Source organism: Sphaerisporangium sp. NPDC049002 (assembly GCF_040649355.1).
Classification (GTDB): Bacteria; Actinomycetota; Actinomycetes; order Streptosporangiales; family Streptosporangiaceae; genus Sphaerisporangium.
Map to the genome: position 1 here is coordinate 1 of NZ_JBEZFH010000185.1, position 15,481 is coordinate 15,481.

12 protein-coding genes are annotated in these 15,481 nt (G+C 67.4%); 7 read left to right on the forward strand and 5 right to left on the reverse strand.

Translation table 11 applies throughout. From position 1 onward, the window contains the following. A partial coding sequence (locus tag AB0B89_RS28150) for a ThuA domain-containing protein (protein WP_358558856.1) occupies window positions 1-1,055 on the reverse strand: 1,055 nt, incomplete at its 3' end. 1,019 nt (window positions 1,056-2,074) lie between these two features. On the opposite strand from AB0B89_RS28150, the gene AB0B89_RS28155 reads away from it, so the two are divergent. The 4 genes from AB0B89_RS28155 to AB0B89_RS28170 all read left to right on the forward strand — a co-directional run bounded on the left by AB0B89_RS28155 (window position 2,075) and on the right by AB0B89_RS28170 (window position 7,555). Beyond that, a complete protein-coding gene (locus AB0B89_RS28155) occupies window positions 2,075-2,518 on the forward strand; it encodes a hypothetical protein (protein ID WP_358558858.1) in 444 nt (147 codons plus the stop codon). Window positions 2,519-2,853: 335 nt separating this feature from the next. Continuing rightward, the gene (locus AB0B89_RS28160) at window positions 2,854-4,761 is read left to right on the forward strand and encodes an adenylyl cyclase (protein ID WP_358558860.1); all 1,908 of its coding nucleotides are present in this window, start codon (window positions 2,854-2,856) and stop codon (window positions 4,759-4,761) included. Between the two features lie 228 nt (window positions 4,762-4,989). After that, window positions 4,990-5,415: a histone-like nucleoid-structuring protein Lsr2 gene (locus AB0B89_RS28165; protein WP_358558862.1), complete on the forward strand. Its 426-nt coding sequence runs from the start codon at window positions 4,990-4,992 to the stop codon at window positions 5,413-5,415. Between the two features lie 271 nt (window positions 5,416-5,686). Further along, entirely contained in the window at window positions 5,687-7,555 is a 1,869-nt protein-coding gene (locus tag AB0B89_RS28170; RefSeq protein WP_358558864.1) for a potassium transporter TrkA, read from the forward strand. A gap of 233 nt (window positions 7,556-7,788) precedes the next feature. On the opposite strand, the gene AB0B89_RS28175 is transcribed toward AB0B89_RS28170, so the two are convergent. Then, window positions 7,789-8,529: an NPP1 family protein gene (locus AB0B89_RS28175; protein WP_358558866.1), complete on the reverse strand. Its 741-nt coding sequence runs from the start codon at window positions 8,527-8,529 to the stop codon at window positions 7,789-7,791. An 879-nt stretch (window positions 8,530-9,408) separates the two neighbouring features. Then, window positions 9,409-11,532: a hypothetical protein gene (locus tag AB0B89_RS28180; protein ID WP_358558868.1), complete on the reverse strand. Its 2,124-nt coding sequence runs from the start codon at window positions 11,530-11,532 to the stop codon at window positions 9,409-9,411. 81 nt (window positions 11,533-11,613) lie between these two features. On the opposite strand from AB0B89_RS28180, the gene AB0B89_RS28185 reads away from it, so the two are divergent. After that, window positions 11,614-11,943 (forward strand): hypothetical protein, encoded by a 330-nt coding sequence (locus AB0B89_RS28185; protein WP_358558870.1) that lies wholly within the window; start codon window positions 11,614-11,616, stop codon window positions 11,941-11,943. 125 nt (window positions 11,944-12,068) lie between these two features. Here AB0B89_RS28185 and AB0B89_RS28190 read toward each other — a convergent pair whose 3' ends face one another. Next, window positions 12,069-12,725 carry a hypothetical protein gene (locus AB0B89_RS28190; RefSeq protein ID WP_358558872.1) on the reverse strand — a complete coding sequence of 219 codons (657 nt, stop codon included), beginning with the start codon at window positions 12,723-12,725 and terminating at the stop codon, window positions 12,069-12,071. Between the two features lie 83 nt (window positions 12,726-12,808). Further along, complete coding sequence (locus AB0B89_RS28195; RefSeq protein WP_358558874.1) at window positions 12,809-13,288, reverse strand: very short patch repair endonuclease; 480 nt, start codon at window positions 13,286-13,288, stop codon at window positions 12,809-12,811. Between the two features lie 113 nt (window positions 13,289-13,401). On the opposite strand from AB0B89_RS28195, the gene AB0B89_RS28200 reads away from it, so the two are divergent. Both AB0B89_RS28200 and dcm read left to right on the forward strand, forming a co-directional pair. Next, window positions 13,402-14,385: a DNA cytosine methyltransferase gene (locus tag AB0B89_RS28200; RefSeq protein WP_358558876.1), complete on the forward strand. Its 984-nt coding sequence runs from the start codon at window positions 13,402-13,404 to the stop codon at window positions 14,383-14,385. Window positions 14,386-14,470: 85 nt separating this feature from the next. After that, window positions 14,471-15,481: DNA (cytosine-5-)-methyltransferase (gene dcm, locus AB0B89_RS28205; protein ID WP_358558878.1), on the forward strand; the 1,011-nt coding region annotated here is incomplete at its 3' end.

Genomic DNA, 15,481 nt, shown 5'->3' on the forward strand with positions numbered 1-15,481 from the left:
GACTGCGGCGAGTAGTACAGGTACGCCCAGCGGTTGGTGGCGAAGGCCGGGTCGAGCGCGATGCCGAGCAGCCCGCTCTCGTTGGCGGTGAAGACGTTTAGGTGGCCCGAGGTGACGACGCCGCCGTCCGGCTTGACCGCCTTGATGTCGCCGAGCCGGTCGATGTAGAAGACCGTGTTGTCGGGGGCGATGTCCAGCATCATCGGGTTGGAGGTGTTGTCGTCGAGCGTGACCTTCTCGAACGCCGAGTCCAGGCTCGCCGAGCAGTCGGACGGCACCACACCGGCGGCGGTCTGCAGGCCGCCCAGCAGCATCTTCAGGAAGTTCGGCTCGGTGTACGAGGCGTCGTCGTGGCCCAGCGCCGTGTACCAGGACCGGCCGCCGGCGTAGTTCTGGCACCAGCTGTTGGGGTGGTCGGAGCCCATCGTGCCGCCGCTGTAGCTCGTCTCGTCCAGGGAGGTCAGGACGTGGACCGTGCCACGCGGGTCGGTGCGGAAGTCGTACCACTCGTCAGTGCGGGTCCAGCGGGCAGGAAGCCCCGCTGTGGAGGGGTGAGCGGGGTCCTCGACCTTGACGACGGCCTGCTGCGGCGCGGGGTGCTGCTTGAAGTACGCGCCGACCAGCTTGCCGTACCAGGGCCAGTCGTACTCGGTGTCGGAGGCCGCGTGCACACCGGCGAACCCGCCGCCGCCCTCGATGTAGTGCTCGAACGCGGTCTGCTGGGCGGCGTCCAGCACGTCGCCCGTGGTGGACAGGAAGACCACCACCGCGTACTTGGCCAGGTTCTCCGCGGTGAAGGCGCCCGCGTCCTCAGTGGCGTCGACGGTGAAACCGTGCTCCTGGCCGAGCTGCTTGATGGCCGCGACGCCCGCGGGGATGGAGCTGTGCCGGAAGCCGGTGGTCTTGGAGAAGACCAGGGCGGCGAACGGCGGGTCGGCGGCCGACGCGCTCGGGACGACGCCCGGCGCCGCGGCGGGGGTGGCCGACGCGTTGGCGGTGACGGGGACCAGGAGGGTGGAGACGACCAGCAGCAGTGCCGTCAGCAGTCTTCTCATGCTCCACCCCGCACGCTGTCGCGGGCGCGGGAGGGCAGGACCCCGGCATGGGTGGGCTCATGGACGCTGCCGGTGGCACCGGAAGGCCTGTGGACGTACGGGTGGGAGATGCGCATCGGGTTTTCCTCGAAGTGGGGAGCGGCGATGAGATGCGAGGAAGGTCGCGCCCGTCCTGCGGACGCTGGGGGCCATGGCGGCCGGGAGGAGGAGCCGGTTCCCGGCCGGGGCGCCGGGCGGGCCCGGCGACCGTGGTCCGCCGGCCACGGGGGTACGACGGCCGTCGTGGTCACCGAACCTCGGGCAGGGTCCAACCAGGAATGGACGAAGACATGCATGTAGGCCTGACCTCATGACTCAATCAGGCAAGGCGCGCGCCGCCGCGCTTGCTGCCGGGGTGGGTGCCGGGGTTTCCGGAGGTGCAGCCGGAGGAGTGCCGTGTCCGCCGTGCTGGTCGCCGGGTGATGCGGGAGGGGTGACCGGAGAAGTGCCGTCTCCGGCGTGCTGGGCGTGGGGGGTGGCCGTAGGGGGCGGGCTTTTTTATTTCTTGTAGATCAATTAACGAGGTTTTAACACAGCTCCTTCGTGCCTGTATAGACCCAAATGACCGAACGGATCGTTCCTGGAGCCCCCACGGCACCGGCGATCCAGGGTCGCGAACGGGTTCGCCCAGGCAGGGCAGGTCACGCGGTCGAGCGGAGCAGCACACGCCGCCGACGGGACCCCCCGCCCCGCCGGCCGTGAAACGGCCCCGGTGTGTTACCGCCGGGGCCGCCCCTTCCGGGCCACCGCACGTGAGAGCGCGCTGACCCGATTCCATGTTACCGCCGCCGGAATCTCCGCTACTGACGGCGACAGGCCCCGCGAGCCTCCCGTTCGCCGAAAGTTAGATGATCATTCGGTAAGCACGACGAGCCGTGCGAGCGACCGGAGGATGGGCCCGCGTACAACGGGCCCCAGGGACACATCGCAAGCGCAGCGAGATCCCGCGCCCGGAGTCATCGCCATCGGGGGTGTTCGGAATGGTTGGAAGGCACGCACTGCCCGCGCTGCTGGCGATCGCCGTCGGAAGCGCGATGCTGGCCGGGACAGCGGACACCGCCGCCGCCGAGCCCCGTGGCCCGCTGACGCTCCACACCGCGAACGGGCCCTATCCTCCCGCCCCCGACACCGAACCACCGACGCGGCCACGGCACCTGATGCTCTTCAAGCGGCCCTTTGGACCGATCGTCCTGAAATGGGGCCCGTCCTCGGACAACTTCGGCGTCGTGGCCTATGACGTCTACGGGATCAGACATGGGCGGTACCGGTTGATCGGGCACACCTCGGCCCACGACAGGGTCTTCGTCGACCATCACCACGTGGGCTGCTGGACCGCACGGTACTACCTCAGGGCGAGGGACGCCGCCGGGAACGTGTCGCACGCGAGCAACGTCGTCTCCTACCGCCCCTACTGGTGCGAGTAGGTTCCGAGCGGACGCCCGCACGCCCGTCTCCGAAAATCAACCGCCGCGCGGACATGGCGCTGGACCGATTCACACGGTAGAAACATCCCAACAACATCCATCTTCCTCATCTGGATGCACGTCCCCGTAACGAGAGAGCGCTCTCCCATTTCGGGGACGTAGCGTCCGGCCGTCCACCCCCCAGTAGACAGGTCGATGACCATTGTGAACGCCAGAAACGCGAGAGCGCTTCCGCGCTCGTCGAAGCAGCCGATTCGCCTGGCCCTCATGCCCGCCATCCCCCTGACGTCTTCTGCCCACGTAGCGCCGCACGCCGAGCGGAAAGGACGAACCGTATGACCACCCTGCCTCCTGGCGATGAAGGTTCCGCGAGGCGGAGCCCCAGCCATAGGCAGCTCGGGCGGGCGTTCGCGCTCGGCCTCGTGCTGACGACCGCCGTCCTGACGACGGGAACGGCCGCCACCGCCTCGCCGGCACCCCGCACCCCGGACTTCGGGCCGAACGTCACCGTCTTCGATCCGAGCATGCCGGTCAGCGAGATCCAGGCGACCCTCGACGCGGCGCACGCCACGCAGGTCGACAACGAGATGGGCACCAATCGCCACGCCTACGTGTTCAAGCCGGGCACGTACGGGACCACGGAACACCCGCTCCAGATCAAGGTCGGCTACTACACCGAGATCGCCGGCCTGGGCGCGTCGCCCACCGACGTCGTCATCAACGGCAAGGTAGAGGTCTACAACCGCTGTCTGGAGAACGGCGGCACGGGCAACTGCCTCGCGCTCGTCAACTTCTGGCGCACCCTGTCCAATCTGTCGATCAACGTCAACGCCGCCGGCCAGGACGGCTGCAGGGGATCGGCCAACTTCTGGGCCGTCTCCCAGGCCGTGTCCATGCGCCGCCTCAACGTCGGCGGTGGCAACCTGTCGCTGATGGACTACTGCACCGCCGGCCCGCAGTACGCCAGCGGCGGCTTCATCGCCGACTCCAAGCTGCCGTCCGTCACCAACGGATCGCAGCAGCAGTGGCTGACCCGCAACACCGAGGTCGCCGGTTGGTCCAACGGGGTGTGGAACCAGGTCTTCTCGGGCGTCGTCGGCGCTCCGGGCGACGCCGCCTTCCCCAACCCGCCCTACACCACGCTCGACACCACTCCGGTGAGCCGCGAGAAGCCGTACCTGTTCCTCGACGCGAAGGGCAAGTACAACGTCCGCGTCCCCTCCGCCCAGAAGAACACGCGTGGCATCACGTGGGCCAACGGCCTGACGCCGGGCCGTACGCTGCCGATCTCCGACTTCTTCGTCGCGAAGCCGTCGGACTCGGTGAAGGTCATCAACAACGAGCTCGCGCGCGGCAAGAACCTGCTGCTCACGCCCGGCGTGTACGACATCGCGCGGAACATCGAGGTCAAGCGCCCCGACACGGTGGTCCTCGGTATCGGGCACGCCACGCTGACCGCCGTCAACGGCTCGACCCCGCTCGACGTCGCCGACGTCCCCGGCGTCGTCATCGCCGGCGTCACGATCGACGCGGGCCTTCAGAAGTCGCCGGTACTGCTGCGGGTGGGCAAGGACCACGACCACGGCAGGGGTGACGATCACGGCAGGCATGGGGGCTCGGCGAACAACCCGACGACCCTGTCCGACGTGTACTTCCGCGTCGGCGGACCGCACGTCGGCAAGGCCGACACCGCGCTTGAGGTCAACAGCGACAACGTGATCATCGACCACACCTGGGTGTGGCGCGCCGACCACGGGGTCGAGGGCTTCACCGACACCCAACGGTGGAACACCAACATCGGCCGCTACGGAGCCGTCATCAACGGTGACCACGTGACCGCGACGGGCCTGTTCGTCGAGCACTTCCAGCGGTACAACACCGTCTGGAACGGCGACGACGGCACGACCATCCTGTACCAGAACGAGCTGCCGTACGACCCGCCGACCCAGGCCGACTGGATGAACGGCGCCGTCGAGGGCTACGCCGGCTACAAGGTCGGCAACCGTGTGAAGACCCACAACCTGTACGGCGGTGGCGTCTACGTCTTCAACCAGAACAACCCGTCGATCCACACCGAGAACGGCTTCGAGGTCCCGGAGACCCCGGGCGTCAAGCTGCACCACATCATGACGGTCAACCTTAGCGCCGGAATCATCGACCACGTCGTCAACGGCGTGGGCGACCCGGCCGACACGACCAAGGTCGGTTCACCGGTGTTCGTCAAGGAGTACCCGGCCCCGTAGAACACCCCGCTGTCCTGGTGGGCCGGAGTCCTTCGACTCCGGCCCACCGTCGTGAGCCCGCGTTCGCCCGAGCGCGGCCGAGCGCGGCCGAGCGCGGCCGCTGCCGGTCAGGTCGAGATCACGTACGCGGTGGGTGCGTCGACACGGTCAACAACGCGATCCGTTTCTCGAACGCCAGTATGATGCCACGGTCCAGACAGACGCTGATCGACTCGGAAAGGGCCGCACGTGGCGCAGAAGGTGATACTGGTCGACGACCTCGACTCCTCCGAGGGCGAAGACGTGGCGAGGCGGGAGTTCCCGCTGCTGAACCGTACCTTCGCCATCGACCTGTCGGATGCCAACCAGCAGCGGCTGAGCGACGCTCTCGCGTTCCTCGAAGAGGTCCTGGAGAGCTCCCGCGAAGTGAAGCAGGCGTCACGGTCGAAGAAGGTCCCCGAGCTCTCGCCCCGGCTGCAGGGCTACACCCTCACCGACGTCCGCACCTGGGCACGCGAGCAAGAGCTGGACGTACCCGCCCGTGGCAAGATCCCCGACGAGCTCGTCGAGCAGTTCGTCGCCGCCCACCCCGACGCGACCTCCACGCGGTCGTCGTCGGAGGAACATGCGGGCGGTGAAGCCCAGGACGGAGCGGAGCCGGACGCCGGCACCTGAGTCGAAGGACGGCCCGGATGGCGGCCGGATGACTGCCCGGATGGCGGCCCCCACTCAGTCGCCCCTCGGCGAGGTGGCCGCCACGGCGGGCCGACCAGTCCCCGCGTCCGTCCCCGCAATCAACGCTCCTGGCCGTCGGAAGAGACGATAGCCTGCCGGAGATCACCGATACCCTGGGTGCGCTGCCACCGCGCCTGTGATCGCAAACCGGGTGGCTCCACGCGCCGGTTCGCTGTGACGCCAATGAGCTGGGACATCTGGAGCGGTGCACATGAAACTGCGGGATCGCCTGCGGTACTGGTTCGACGGCACGATGGATCGCGGGACCCCGGCGCTGATCGGCTGGCTCGGCCTCGCTTCCGTCGTGCTCATCGCGATGGTCACCGCGCTGGTCGTCACCCTCGTCCCCGCCGAGGACCCCGTGAAGGACGGCGGCTGGCTCGGCGTCACCTGGATGAGCCTGATGCGGGCCATCGACCCCGGCACCCTGGGCGGCGACGCCGGGAGTCCCCTCTTCCTGGCTCTGATGCTCCTGGTCACCATCGGCGGCATCTTCATCGTCAGCTCGCTGATCGGTGTGCTGACCGCCGGCCTGGAGAACCGGATCGCCCAGTTGCGCAAGGGCCGGTCACGCCTCATCGAGCGCGGGCACACGATCGTGCTCGGCTGGTCGGAGCAGGTCTTCACCGTCATCGAGGAGCTCGTCAAAGCGAACCAGGGCCACCGGCGCTCCTGCGTGGTGATCCTCGCCGACCGCGACAAGGCGGACATGGACGACGAGATCCGCGCCCGCGTCGGCGAGACGGGCCGTACACGGGTGATCTGCCGGTCCGGCAGCGCGCTCAAGCGAGCCGACCTGGAACTGGTGAGCCCGGACACGGCAAAGTCGATCATGGTACTGCCACCCCCGGGCCCAGACGCCGACATCGACGTGATCAAGGCGTTGCTGCTGCTGAACAACCGCACCTGGCGCGGCTCCCGCCCACACGTGGTAACCGCTGTGCAGAACTCGGAGAACCTCGCCGCCGCCCGTCTCGCCGGCGGAGAGGCCGCTCTGGTGATCGACGCCGATGACATCGCCGTCCGCCTCGTCGTGCAGTCACACCGCCAGTCAGGCCTGTCCACGGTCTGCAGCGACCTGCTCGACTTCGCCGGCAACGAGATCTACATCCGCCCCGAGCCCTCACTCGCCGGGTCGACCTACGGCCAGGCGCTCAACGCCTACGATCTCGGCGTCCCCGTCGGGCTGCGCAGGATCGACGGAGCGGTGGTCGTCAACCCCCCGATGGACACCACCATCGGTACCCACGACCATCTGATCGTGCTGGCCGAAGACGACCTGCTCATCCGGCTGGCCGACTCCCCTCCCCCGATCGAGGAGGCGGCGATCACCTCGGTCCCCGACCGGCGGCCGATGCCGGACCGCACCCTGCTGATCGGCTGGAACTCCCGCGCGACGAAGATCATCGACCTGCTGGACCGTCTCGTCGAGCCGAACTCGGTCGTGGACATCGCCGCGCCGCGCCGGCCCGCCGACGTCATGGAGACCCCCCGGAGGAACCTGACCACCGGCTACAAGCACTGCGAGCCGACCAGCAGAGGATCACTGGAGGCCCTCGACCTGGGCAGCTACAAGCACATCATCGTGCTGGCGGACGACGGCGTCGACTTCGACCACGCCGATGACCGCACGCTGGTGACCCTGCTCCACCTGCGCGACATCGAGGTGCGGCTCGGCGACCCGTACTCGATCGTCACCGAGATCAACGACGACCGCAACCGGGAGATCTTCCAGGTCACCAAGGCCGACGACTTCATCGTCAGCACCAAACTGATCAGCCTGCTGATGACCCAACTGGCCGAGAACCGCCACCTCCAGGGGGTCTTCGCCCAGCTTTTCGACCCCGCCGGAGCGGAGATCTTCCTGAGGCCCGCGTCCGACTACGTCAGCCCCGGTGTGGAGGCGAACTTCGCCACCGTCATCGAGGCGGCCAAGCGGCGAGGACAGACGGCCATCGGCTACCGGCTCAAGCGCCACAGCGACCAGGCCCCTTCGTACGGAGTCAGCCTCAATCCCTCCAAGACCGAACCCCTGACCCTCGGCGCGGACGACAACGTCATCGTGCTCACCGAGGACTAGCGACGCGCTGCCCCGCGCAAGACGGCCCCTGACGTACGCGCGCACGGGGTTTCACGTCGCCATGCCAACTCGCGCACGGTTTCCCGTCTCCGCGTCCTCACGTCTCCGCGTCCTCGTCTCGCCACGTCCTCGCGGGTCCGCTCCGGCCCGTACGCTCCGGCCCGTACGCTCAGGCCCGTACGCTCAGGCCCGTACGTGGCGAGGCTGACGGGAGTCCGAACCCGTCGGCGTCTTCAGGCCCGGGGGTCGAAGGGGATGCCACTCGGCTTGGCGCTCGCCAGCAGGTCCCCGAACCTCCCGTCATTGATCTTGATGGTCGCGGAGCCGAAGTCCGCGGTCATCAGCCGGTCGCGCAGCGCGGTGCTGGGCCAGCCGTTCCAGTCCACGAGCGGGGGATAGCGCCAGTCGTGGTAGTGGTTCTCCGGCGGCTCGTCGTTGCCGTTGGCGAGCCGGAAGAAGTGCGTGGACGCCCCGTCCTTGTGGTAGACGACCTTGGGGTGCGACCCGTCGAAGCGCACCTGCGAGCGCGTGTAGGTCACGACGCTGCTGTGCTGGGTGGTCGACACGTACTCCACCCGGTTGGACGCCTGGTTCACCCAGGAGATGACGTGCTCCCAGTCGTGCCGGTGACCGCCGAGGCTGATGCCGGGCAGCGCCTGGTCCTTCTCGAAGTAGCTGGCGTACACGACCGCGCACCAGCCGTTGTCGCACTTGGACCGGGCGTAGGTCTGCGAGTTGTCCAGGTCCGACTGGTCCCGGCAGTTGCCGTTGACCGCCCCGGTCGGGTTCAGCCCTGGGGCGAGGGTCCCGTCCGGCCCGATGGCGGGGGTGGCGTAGCAGCCGTCGCCGTCGTAGTCGTAGGCCGGCGAGAACGACGACTCATACCCTCCGGCCGACTGGGGAAGGTTGTGCGGCGGATCGGCCCAGGCGGCCGACGCGGGGACCACGACCCCCAGGGCGGTGGCGCCGAGCACGATCCCGAGCCGGGAACCCTTGCGCCTGAAGGATGCCGTCCTCCTCTCCGACGCGGTCGCTGACTTCGATGCCCTAGCGGTGGACGTGAATGACGACAGTTTTCGCATTCTTCCGCCTTCTCGAAGGACTTGCTCCCTGACCTGCGGCGCGTCGGCATGGCTGCGATCGGCGGCGTTCTCCACGCCGATATGAGCACGCCTCGCACTTTCACGGCACCACGAGACCGACGCCTGATCAAGGTCCCCAAACGAGATGACACCGACATGTATCAGCGACGGCCAAAAGATGGCCCACGCGCGAAGCCTGGGAAGGCCCGAAGAGGCGATACCGGCCCGCCCACAGGCTGAGCGGGCCGCCGCGTGGCGGCCCGCTCAGTCGGACGGGATCCGGCTCAGCCGTTCGCCGCGGTCGGCACGGGCAGATCACGAGCCCTTCATGATCACCCTCCGACGACGACCTCGACGAAGGCCAAGCGATGCGCGCCCGCAGGCTCCCCCGGCTATGCAGTGCCTTCCCCCCAGCGGACACACAAGAAGACGCCCTCTCGATGGACGACATCCTGGACACGCACCTGGCCAACATAGGCATGACGAGAGAGCGGTCTTTCGCCCCCCTAACTGAGGGCGACGGGCACTAAACGATCAACGGTCGAGCTCTGCCCAGGCCACGCCGACGTCGACCGGTCGACCTGCGCCTACAACCTCTCCCCGCCACGTGCATTAGCTCCACCGCGACCTCCTGGTACTTACGGGTCGCGTGCGAGACCCCGCGCAGCACCTTCGTCTACGTCAACGGCACGCCGGTGTGGAACGCAGCGGGAACGGGCACCTCCCTGGCGCGGTGCCCGGTGAAAACCGAGATCAGCGACTGGACCTTCGTCAACGTGTAGCCGATCGGACGTCGATCGGCTGGCCGCCCTCGGCCGGCCCACCCGAGGTCGCGACCTCGGGTGCCGTGGTCAGCCATCGAACCGCCTCGGCCACGTGACGGATGCCGTGGTCGAGGCGCCGGAAGTAGGTGGCCCGGCTCAGATGCAGACCGTGCGCGATCACGTCATGCCCACCGCTTCTCCGCAGGTAGCACAGACTCAGTATTCGCGCGGCCTCCGCGTCCACCGGCGATCCGGAACACGCCAGTGACTCGATCTGGTACTGGATGAAAGCCGCCAGCACCTGGGGCGAGCCCAGCCCCGGCACCGCGAGCAACGGGCTGCCGGCCAGCTTGCCGGGCTCGCGCAGCTGGTTCAGCGCACTGCGGACCGCCTTGACGACGGCGTCATCGGCCCGGGCCGTAGTGCCTCGTTCCAGTTGCCGAAGCCACGCCGGCAGGTTGCCGGGGGTGAAGGTGCGCGAGAAGATGCCGCTCCGGCGCCCGCAGCGGAAGAAGTCGTCGCGGGTCTCGCCGAGTTGGCGTAGGCCCAGGCGCACCGACAGGTGCTGGTACGGCAGCCACGGCGTGGAAACGATCATGCGACCGCTCGTGATGGCGTTGGTCAGGAAGTGACGCAGAATGAGAGCACGTACCGCCGGATGGTGGTCCGCGGCGACCATCATGCCGACCACGATGCCGGTGGACGCCTCGTCATCTTGGGAGTCGGCTAGCGGCATCGCGTGCTGTTGCAGCAGCTGTTCCAGCACCGACGCGGGCCCGGTGCCGACCCGGGTGATGTTGGCCATGCCCAGCGGCCGGTCGTCGAGGTCGACGACGAGGTCGAAGCTGCTCGCGGGGTCGGCCTGCCACAGCTCGAGCATCCGGTCGGCACGACGCCGGTTCAGCGCTTCCAGCTCCGCCCATTGACCGATCAGCCGGACCACCTCGTCCTCGTCCGCCTCCGTCGCCGGCCTGACGCGCAGCGGAGCCGGCGGTGGAGGGCAGAAGAGCTCCCGGACCTGCGGGTGGGCCGACAACAGCAGGACCTGATCCGCGAGCTTGGCGCGCAGCCGGGCATCCCCCGTGGCGCCGAGCTGGTGCCGGCGATACGTGGACCCGTTCGCGATCAGCCGCTGAGACGTGACCGGATGCCGCCACTGGAACGCCAGGTCGAAGATCGTGCGGAACGGCTCGGCCACGGTCAGCCCGTGCGGATCGGACTGGACGACGCTCATGGCACTGAGCCGGTCGAACTCCTCGGGCGTCCCGTTGACCAGCACGGCGAGCAGGTCCGCGTCCGCACCGCCGACCGTCGCCACGACCGGCAGCCTGCCGGGCAGCGGGTCGGGGGCCTCGAGGGCGAGTCGCCGGATCAGCTCGCGGGCGGCGGCATCGGCGAGGCCTCCCACGGAGTCGATCCCCACGCCTGCGAGGAACGCTCGCCCCAGGCAGTCGGCGATGAGGGGGATCCCCCCGGACAGGTCGACGATCAGGTTCTGCCGGGCCATGTCCCCAATGCCCTGCGACCGTGCGAGGTCCCGCACCTCCGTAGCCGTCCACGGGGCGAGCCACACCGTCTCGACGGATCGGTCAGACCAGCCGGGCCGCGTCACAACGGGCCGTCGCCCGACGACCAGCACGCGTGTTCCCGATTTCACGCCATCGAGCCACGCACGGACGGCCTCGGCCTGGTCGTCGTGGTCGACACCGTCGAATACCAGCGGACCGGCCGTTCCCCGCTCCGGGAACTCGGGCATCGGCGACGCGGCGAAATCCAGCACCAGGCCGGACAGCGTCGCGGCCAACCGGCTCTTGCCGACGCCGACCGGTCCGCACAGGTTGACGACGGTGACCGGCCCTTCGGCCGCGGTGGGACGCATCAGATCTCTGAGCCGCCGGCACACATCGTCGTAGGCGATCGACACAGAGCGAAGGTAACAATCGCGGCGATCACCGGAAAGACATCGTGAAAGTGAAATCTCATCTTTGAACCACGAAAACCCGCTAGAGGTTAAACGCGGTTCCCGTCCTTCGGCGGTGTCCAGCTCTGGCGCCAGCCGTTCGGGAGCAAAGCAGGGCCCCACGAACCGTACGTTCGAGCGCTGGGCCTGGACGGGGGCGCCGATCCTCACTCGCGGCTCTGAGACGGATGTGAGACTTCGCGGCCCGCACGCGTTGTTACGTTCGGGTCACCGTCCACCAAGGAGGTCATCATGTCCATCGTCCGACGGATCCGCGCCGGCGCGGCCGCCACCATGATCGGCGCCGTGAGCATCATCGCGTTCGCGGCACAGCCGGCTCACGCCGACGTCGTCGAGTCGACCTGCACCTACGGCTACAACCTCTCCGTCAACCAGATAACCGCCACGTGCACCACCTACACCGCGACCCCCTGGTACATGCGGGTCATGTGCGAGACCCCGCGCGACACCTTCGTCTACGTCAACGGCACGATTGTGTGGAACTCGCCGGGAAGAGGCACCTCCCTGGCGCGGTGCCCGGTGAACACCGAGATCCACGACTGGACCTTCGTCAACGTGTAGCCGATCGGACGTCGATGGGCCGGCCACCCCCGGCCGGCCCACCGGAGGCCGCGACCTCGGGTGCCGCGGTCAGCCACCGGACGGCTCGGCCACGTGACGGATGCCGTGGTCCAGGCGATCGCGAGTCAGGTGCCTGCGGTCACCGCCTTGAGCCCGGCGAACGACTCTCCGATGAACTGCAACAAATCCTTCTGCCCGGTCTGCCCGGTCCAGTGCCCGAACGCGATCGTGAAGACGGCGATGCCTGCCCCCGCGCGAACCGGTGGCGACATCCCACAGGATGACCTCGTCGTCACCGCCCAGCCGCATCGCCGACGGCGCGGCGAACTATGCCACGAAAGCCCGGCCGGACTGTCCAGGACCCGCGGATCCACCCGGCTCTCCCTCACCTCCCCGCTCCGCAGGTAGGGAGAGGCCACCGGCGGCGGGCCGTGCGTGCGGGCGGTCATGAAGTAGATGTCGTCCTTAAGGAACCGCCCGCTCGCCGTACCGTCGTCACCGAGTGTGAGATGCGCGAACGCGGCCCCGCGCATCCACCCGGTCAGCGGAGCGGTGATCGTGCCACCGTCGCGGACCTGCCACATCCACGGCATCGGAACGTAGCGCACCGAGCAGGTGGCGATCAGCCGGTCGTACTCGGCGTTCTTGTCATAGCCCGCGAGACCATCACCGGTCACGAGCACGGGCGGGCGTGTAGCCAGCTGCGGTGAGCGCTTCACGGGCCGGTCGGCCACGGCCGTCGAGTCGCGGTAGAGCCCGGTCTGCACGCGGCTACGCGTCATCCCCGGCGACACACCCCATCAGAACCCGCTCCCACAGACACTTACCGCTTAACCTGCAGAAACAGGATCTCGCAGAGATCAACTCATACATCATTCCGCTGGACGTGACCCCGCGGGGTAACTCTCTCCGCAGCCCCCTGACCGATCTTCCATACCTGCTCGGCGATGCGAACGGCAGCTCTCTTGGGGTCTTCGTGCTCCCATACTCGGATGACCAGCCATCCCGATTCCGAGAGCTTCCGATCGGTTTCGGCATCTCGTTCTCGGTTGCGAACAACCTTCTCCGCCCAGTAATCGGCATTGGTGGCGGCCTTGATGTGATGCTCTGGGCATCCATGCCAGAAACATCCGTCGAGGAACACCGCCACCTGTGCCTTGGTGAACACCAGATCGGCCGTGCGTCGAATCTTCGGCAGCGGACGAACCGCGACACGATATCGAAGGCCGAGGGCATGCACCGCCCGTCGCAAGGCGAGCTCGGGCTTGGTGTCCCTGCTCTTGTTCGCCTGCATGCTCTTACGCACGCCCTCGCTGGACGCGCCCACAGGTCTCGCGACTGCCATAGCTCCACCGTACAAAAGACATAGAAACGCCCTACAGAGCCAGAAGGCTACGCAACAGCACGACCAGGCGTACGCGTTCGGGCTAATCTTCCTGCGAAGCAGAGGAGTCGTGGATGAGAAGGTTCACCAGCCTGGAGATCTGCGCTGGAGCAGGTGGCCAAGCCGTCGGCCTGGAAATGGCCGGCTTCGATCCGGTGATGCTCATCGACGATGATCCTCACGCCTGCGCGACGCTTCGCGCCAACCGCCCCGACTGGGACGTGAGGCAACTCGACCTCCTCGAGTTCGTAGGCAGTGATCACCCACAGGTCCTGGACGTCGATCTGCTCGCGGGTGGACTTCCTCGGTTCCCCTACACCATTGCCGGCAAGCAGCCCACAGTCGAGCCCAAATACGACCTGCTGCGAGCCGCGATCTGGCTGGCGCTGGAAGTGCGGCCTCGGGCGATCCTGCTGGAGAACGTACCCGCGCTCGTCAGCAGCCCGAAGTTCACCGAGTTGCGAGAGTTCGTCGAGGACGAGCTCAAGAACAACTCTTACGAGTGCCTCTGGGGCATTCTTGATGCGCGGGACCACGGTGTGCCTCAACGCCGAGAACACGGCGTCCTCGTTGCGATGCGAGCGCAGGATATCGGCGCATTTCACTGGCCCGAACCCGTCGGGGGCGCCGCCACGGTGGGTGAGGCGCTCTGGCACTCGATGGCGAGCCGGGGCTGGAAAGGTGCGGCGGAGTGGCGGCTCGTCGCGAACGAGGTCGCGCCTCCGATCATCGGTGGGTCCAAGGACAGAGGCGGCGCAGACCTCGGTCCGACACGAACGAAGAACATCTGGTCCAGGTTAGGGATCAATGGCAGCAGCATCGCGGATGATGTGCCGGGCCCTGACTTCGTGTTCGATCTAGGCGCCGCCCGGGGAGGACTCCCGAAGCTGACCGTGCCCCAGGTCGCGGTGCTGCAGGGGTTTCCTGAAGACTGGGTCATCTCAGGCAGGAAGACGGCACGCTATCGGCAGGTGGGACATGCGTTCCCACCGCCGCTCGCAGCGGCCCTCGGCACGAGTCTCACGCGTGCGCTGTCGGCTCGGGAGGAAACGGCCTAGGCGGGCGGAGGAATATGAGGTTTCTGGAAGCAGGCTTCAGCCACCGGACCCTATGATCCACTCGCGGGTCGGTATGGTTACGCCCATGACCGCCACACCCCCCGATCGCATCAACGTCGTCGACTTGTTCGCAGGCTGTGGCGGATTCACCCAGGGTTTTCACGAGTTCGTCCCGGAAGATGGCGACAGGTCGCCCTTCCGTACGATAGGTGCGGTCGAGTGGGATCTGGCGGCAGCCACAACCTACGCCGCGAACTACGCAACCGAGGCGGGCGGCCTGAGGCACATCTTCGCAGGTGACATCAAGAACTGGGATCCCGACGAAGTCCAGGGCGAGGTCGACGTGATCTTGGGCGGTCCCCCCTGCCAGGGATTCTCCGGTTTAGGCAAGGAGGACCCAAACGACCCCCGTAACCGTCTGTGGCGTGAATACATGAAAGTGGTGAAGCGGCTCCAACCGAAGATCTTCGTGATCGAGAACGTGGACCGCTTCTTCAGGTCCTCCGAATATGCGGCACTGCAAGTGGCTGCAGCGAACGGTGACCTGAAGGACTATGTATTGAAGTCCAACCATCTGGTCGCGGCCGATTATGGTGTCCCGCAGACCAGAAAGCGGGCCATCGTATTGGCCACGCACCGTGATCTTCTCAAGGAACACCCCGATGGGGTTCCGCTAAATCGTCCACAGGCGACTCACGCTGATCCACGTAAACTGGACGCCTCTCTTTTCACGGGTTCGGACGCCGTGGCCACATGGGTACCGGTCAGCACGGTGTTCGGAGTGCCCGGGCGGCCGAATACACCGGAGAAGCCAGCCACCACGAGCCTTCCCGATGCCCGCTGTGATCTCCTCGGTAAGACCGTTCCGGGCCCGTTCAAGACGACCGACCTGCACATCGGCCGCAACCCGACGGAGCGTTCCCGTCTCCGGTACGAGGACATCCCACCGGGCGGTAACCGACATGACATCCACCCCGATCGCTCCACGGAGAGTTGGCTGAAACATCGCTCCGGGTCGCACGATGTGATGGGCAGGTTGTACCTGGATCGCCCATCGGTGACCATTCGCACAGAGTTCTACAAGCCCGAAAAGGGG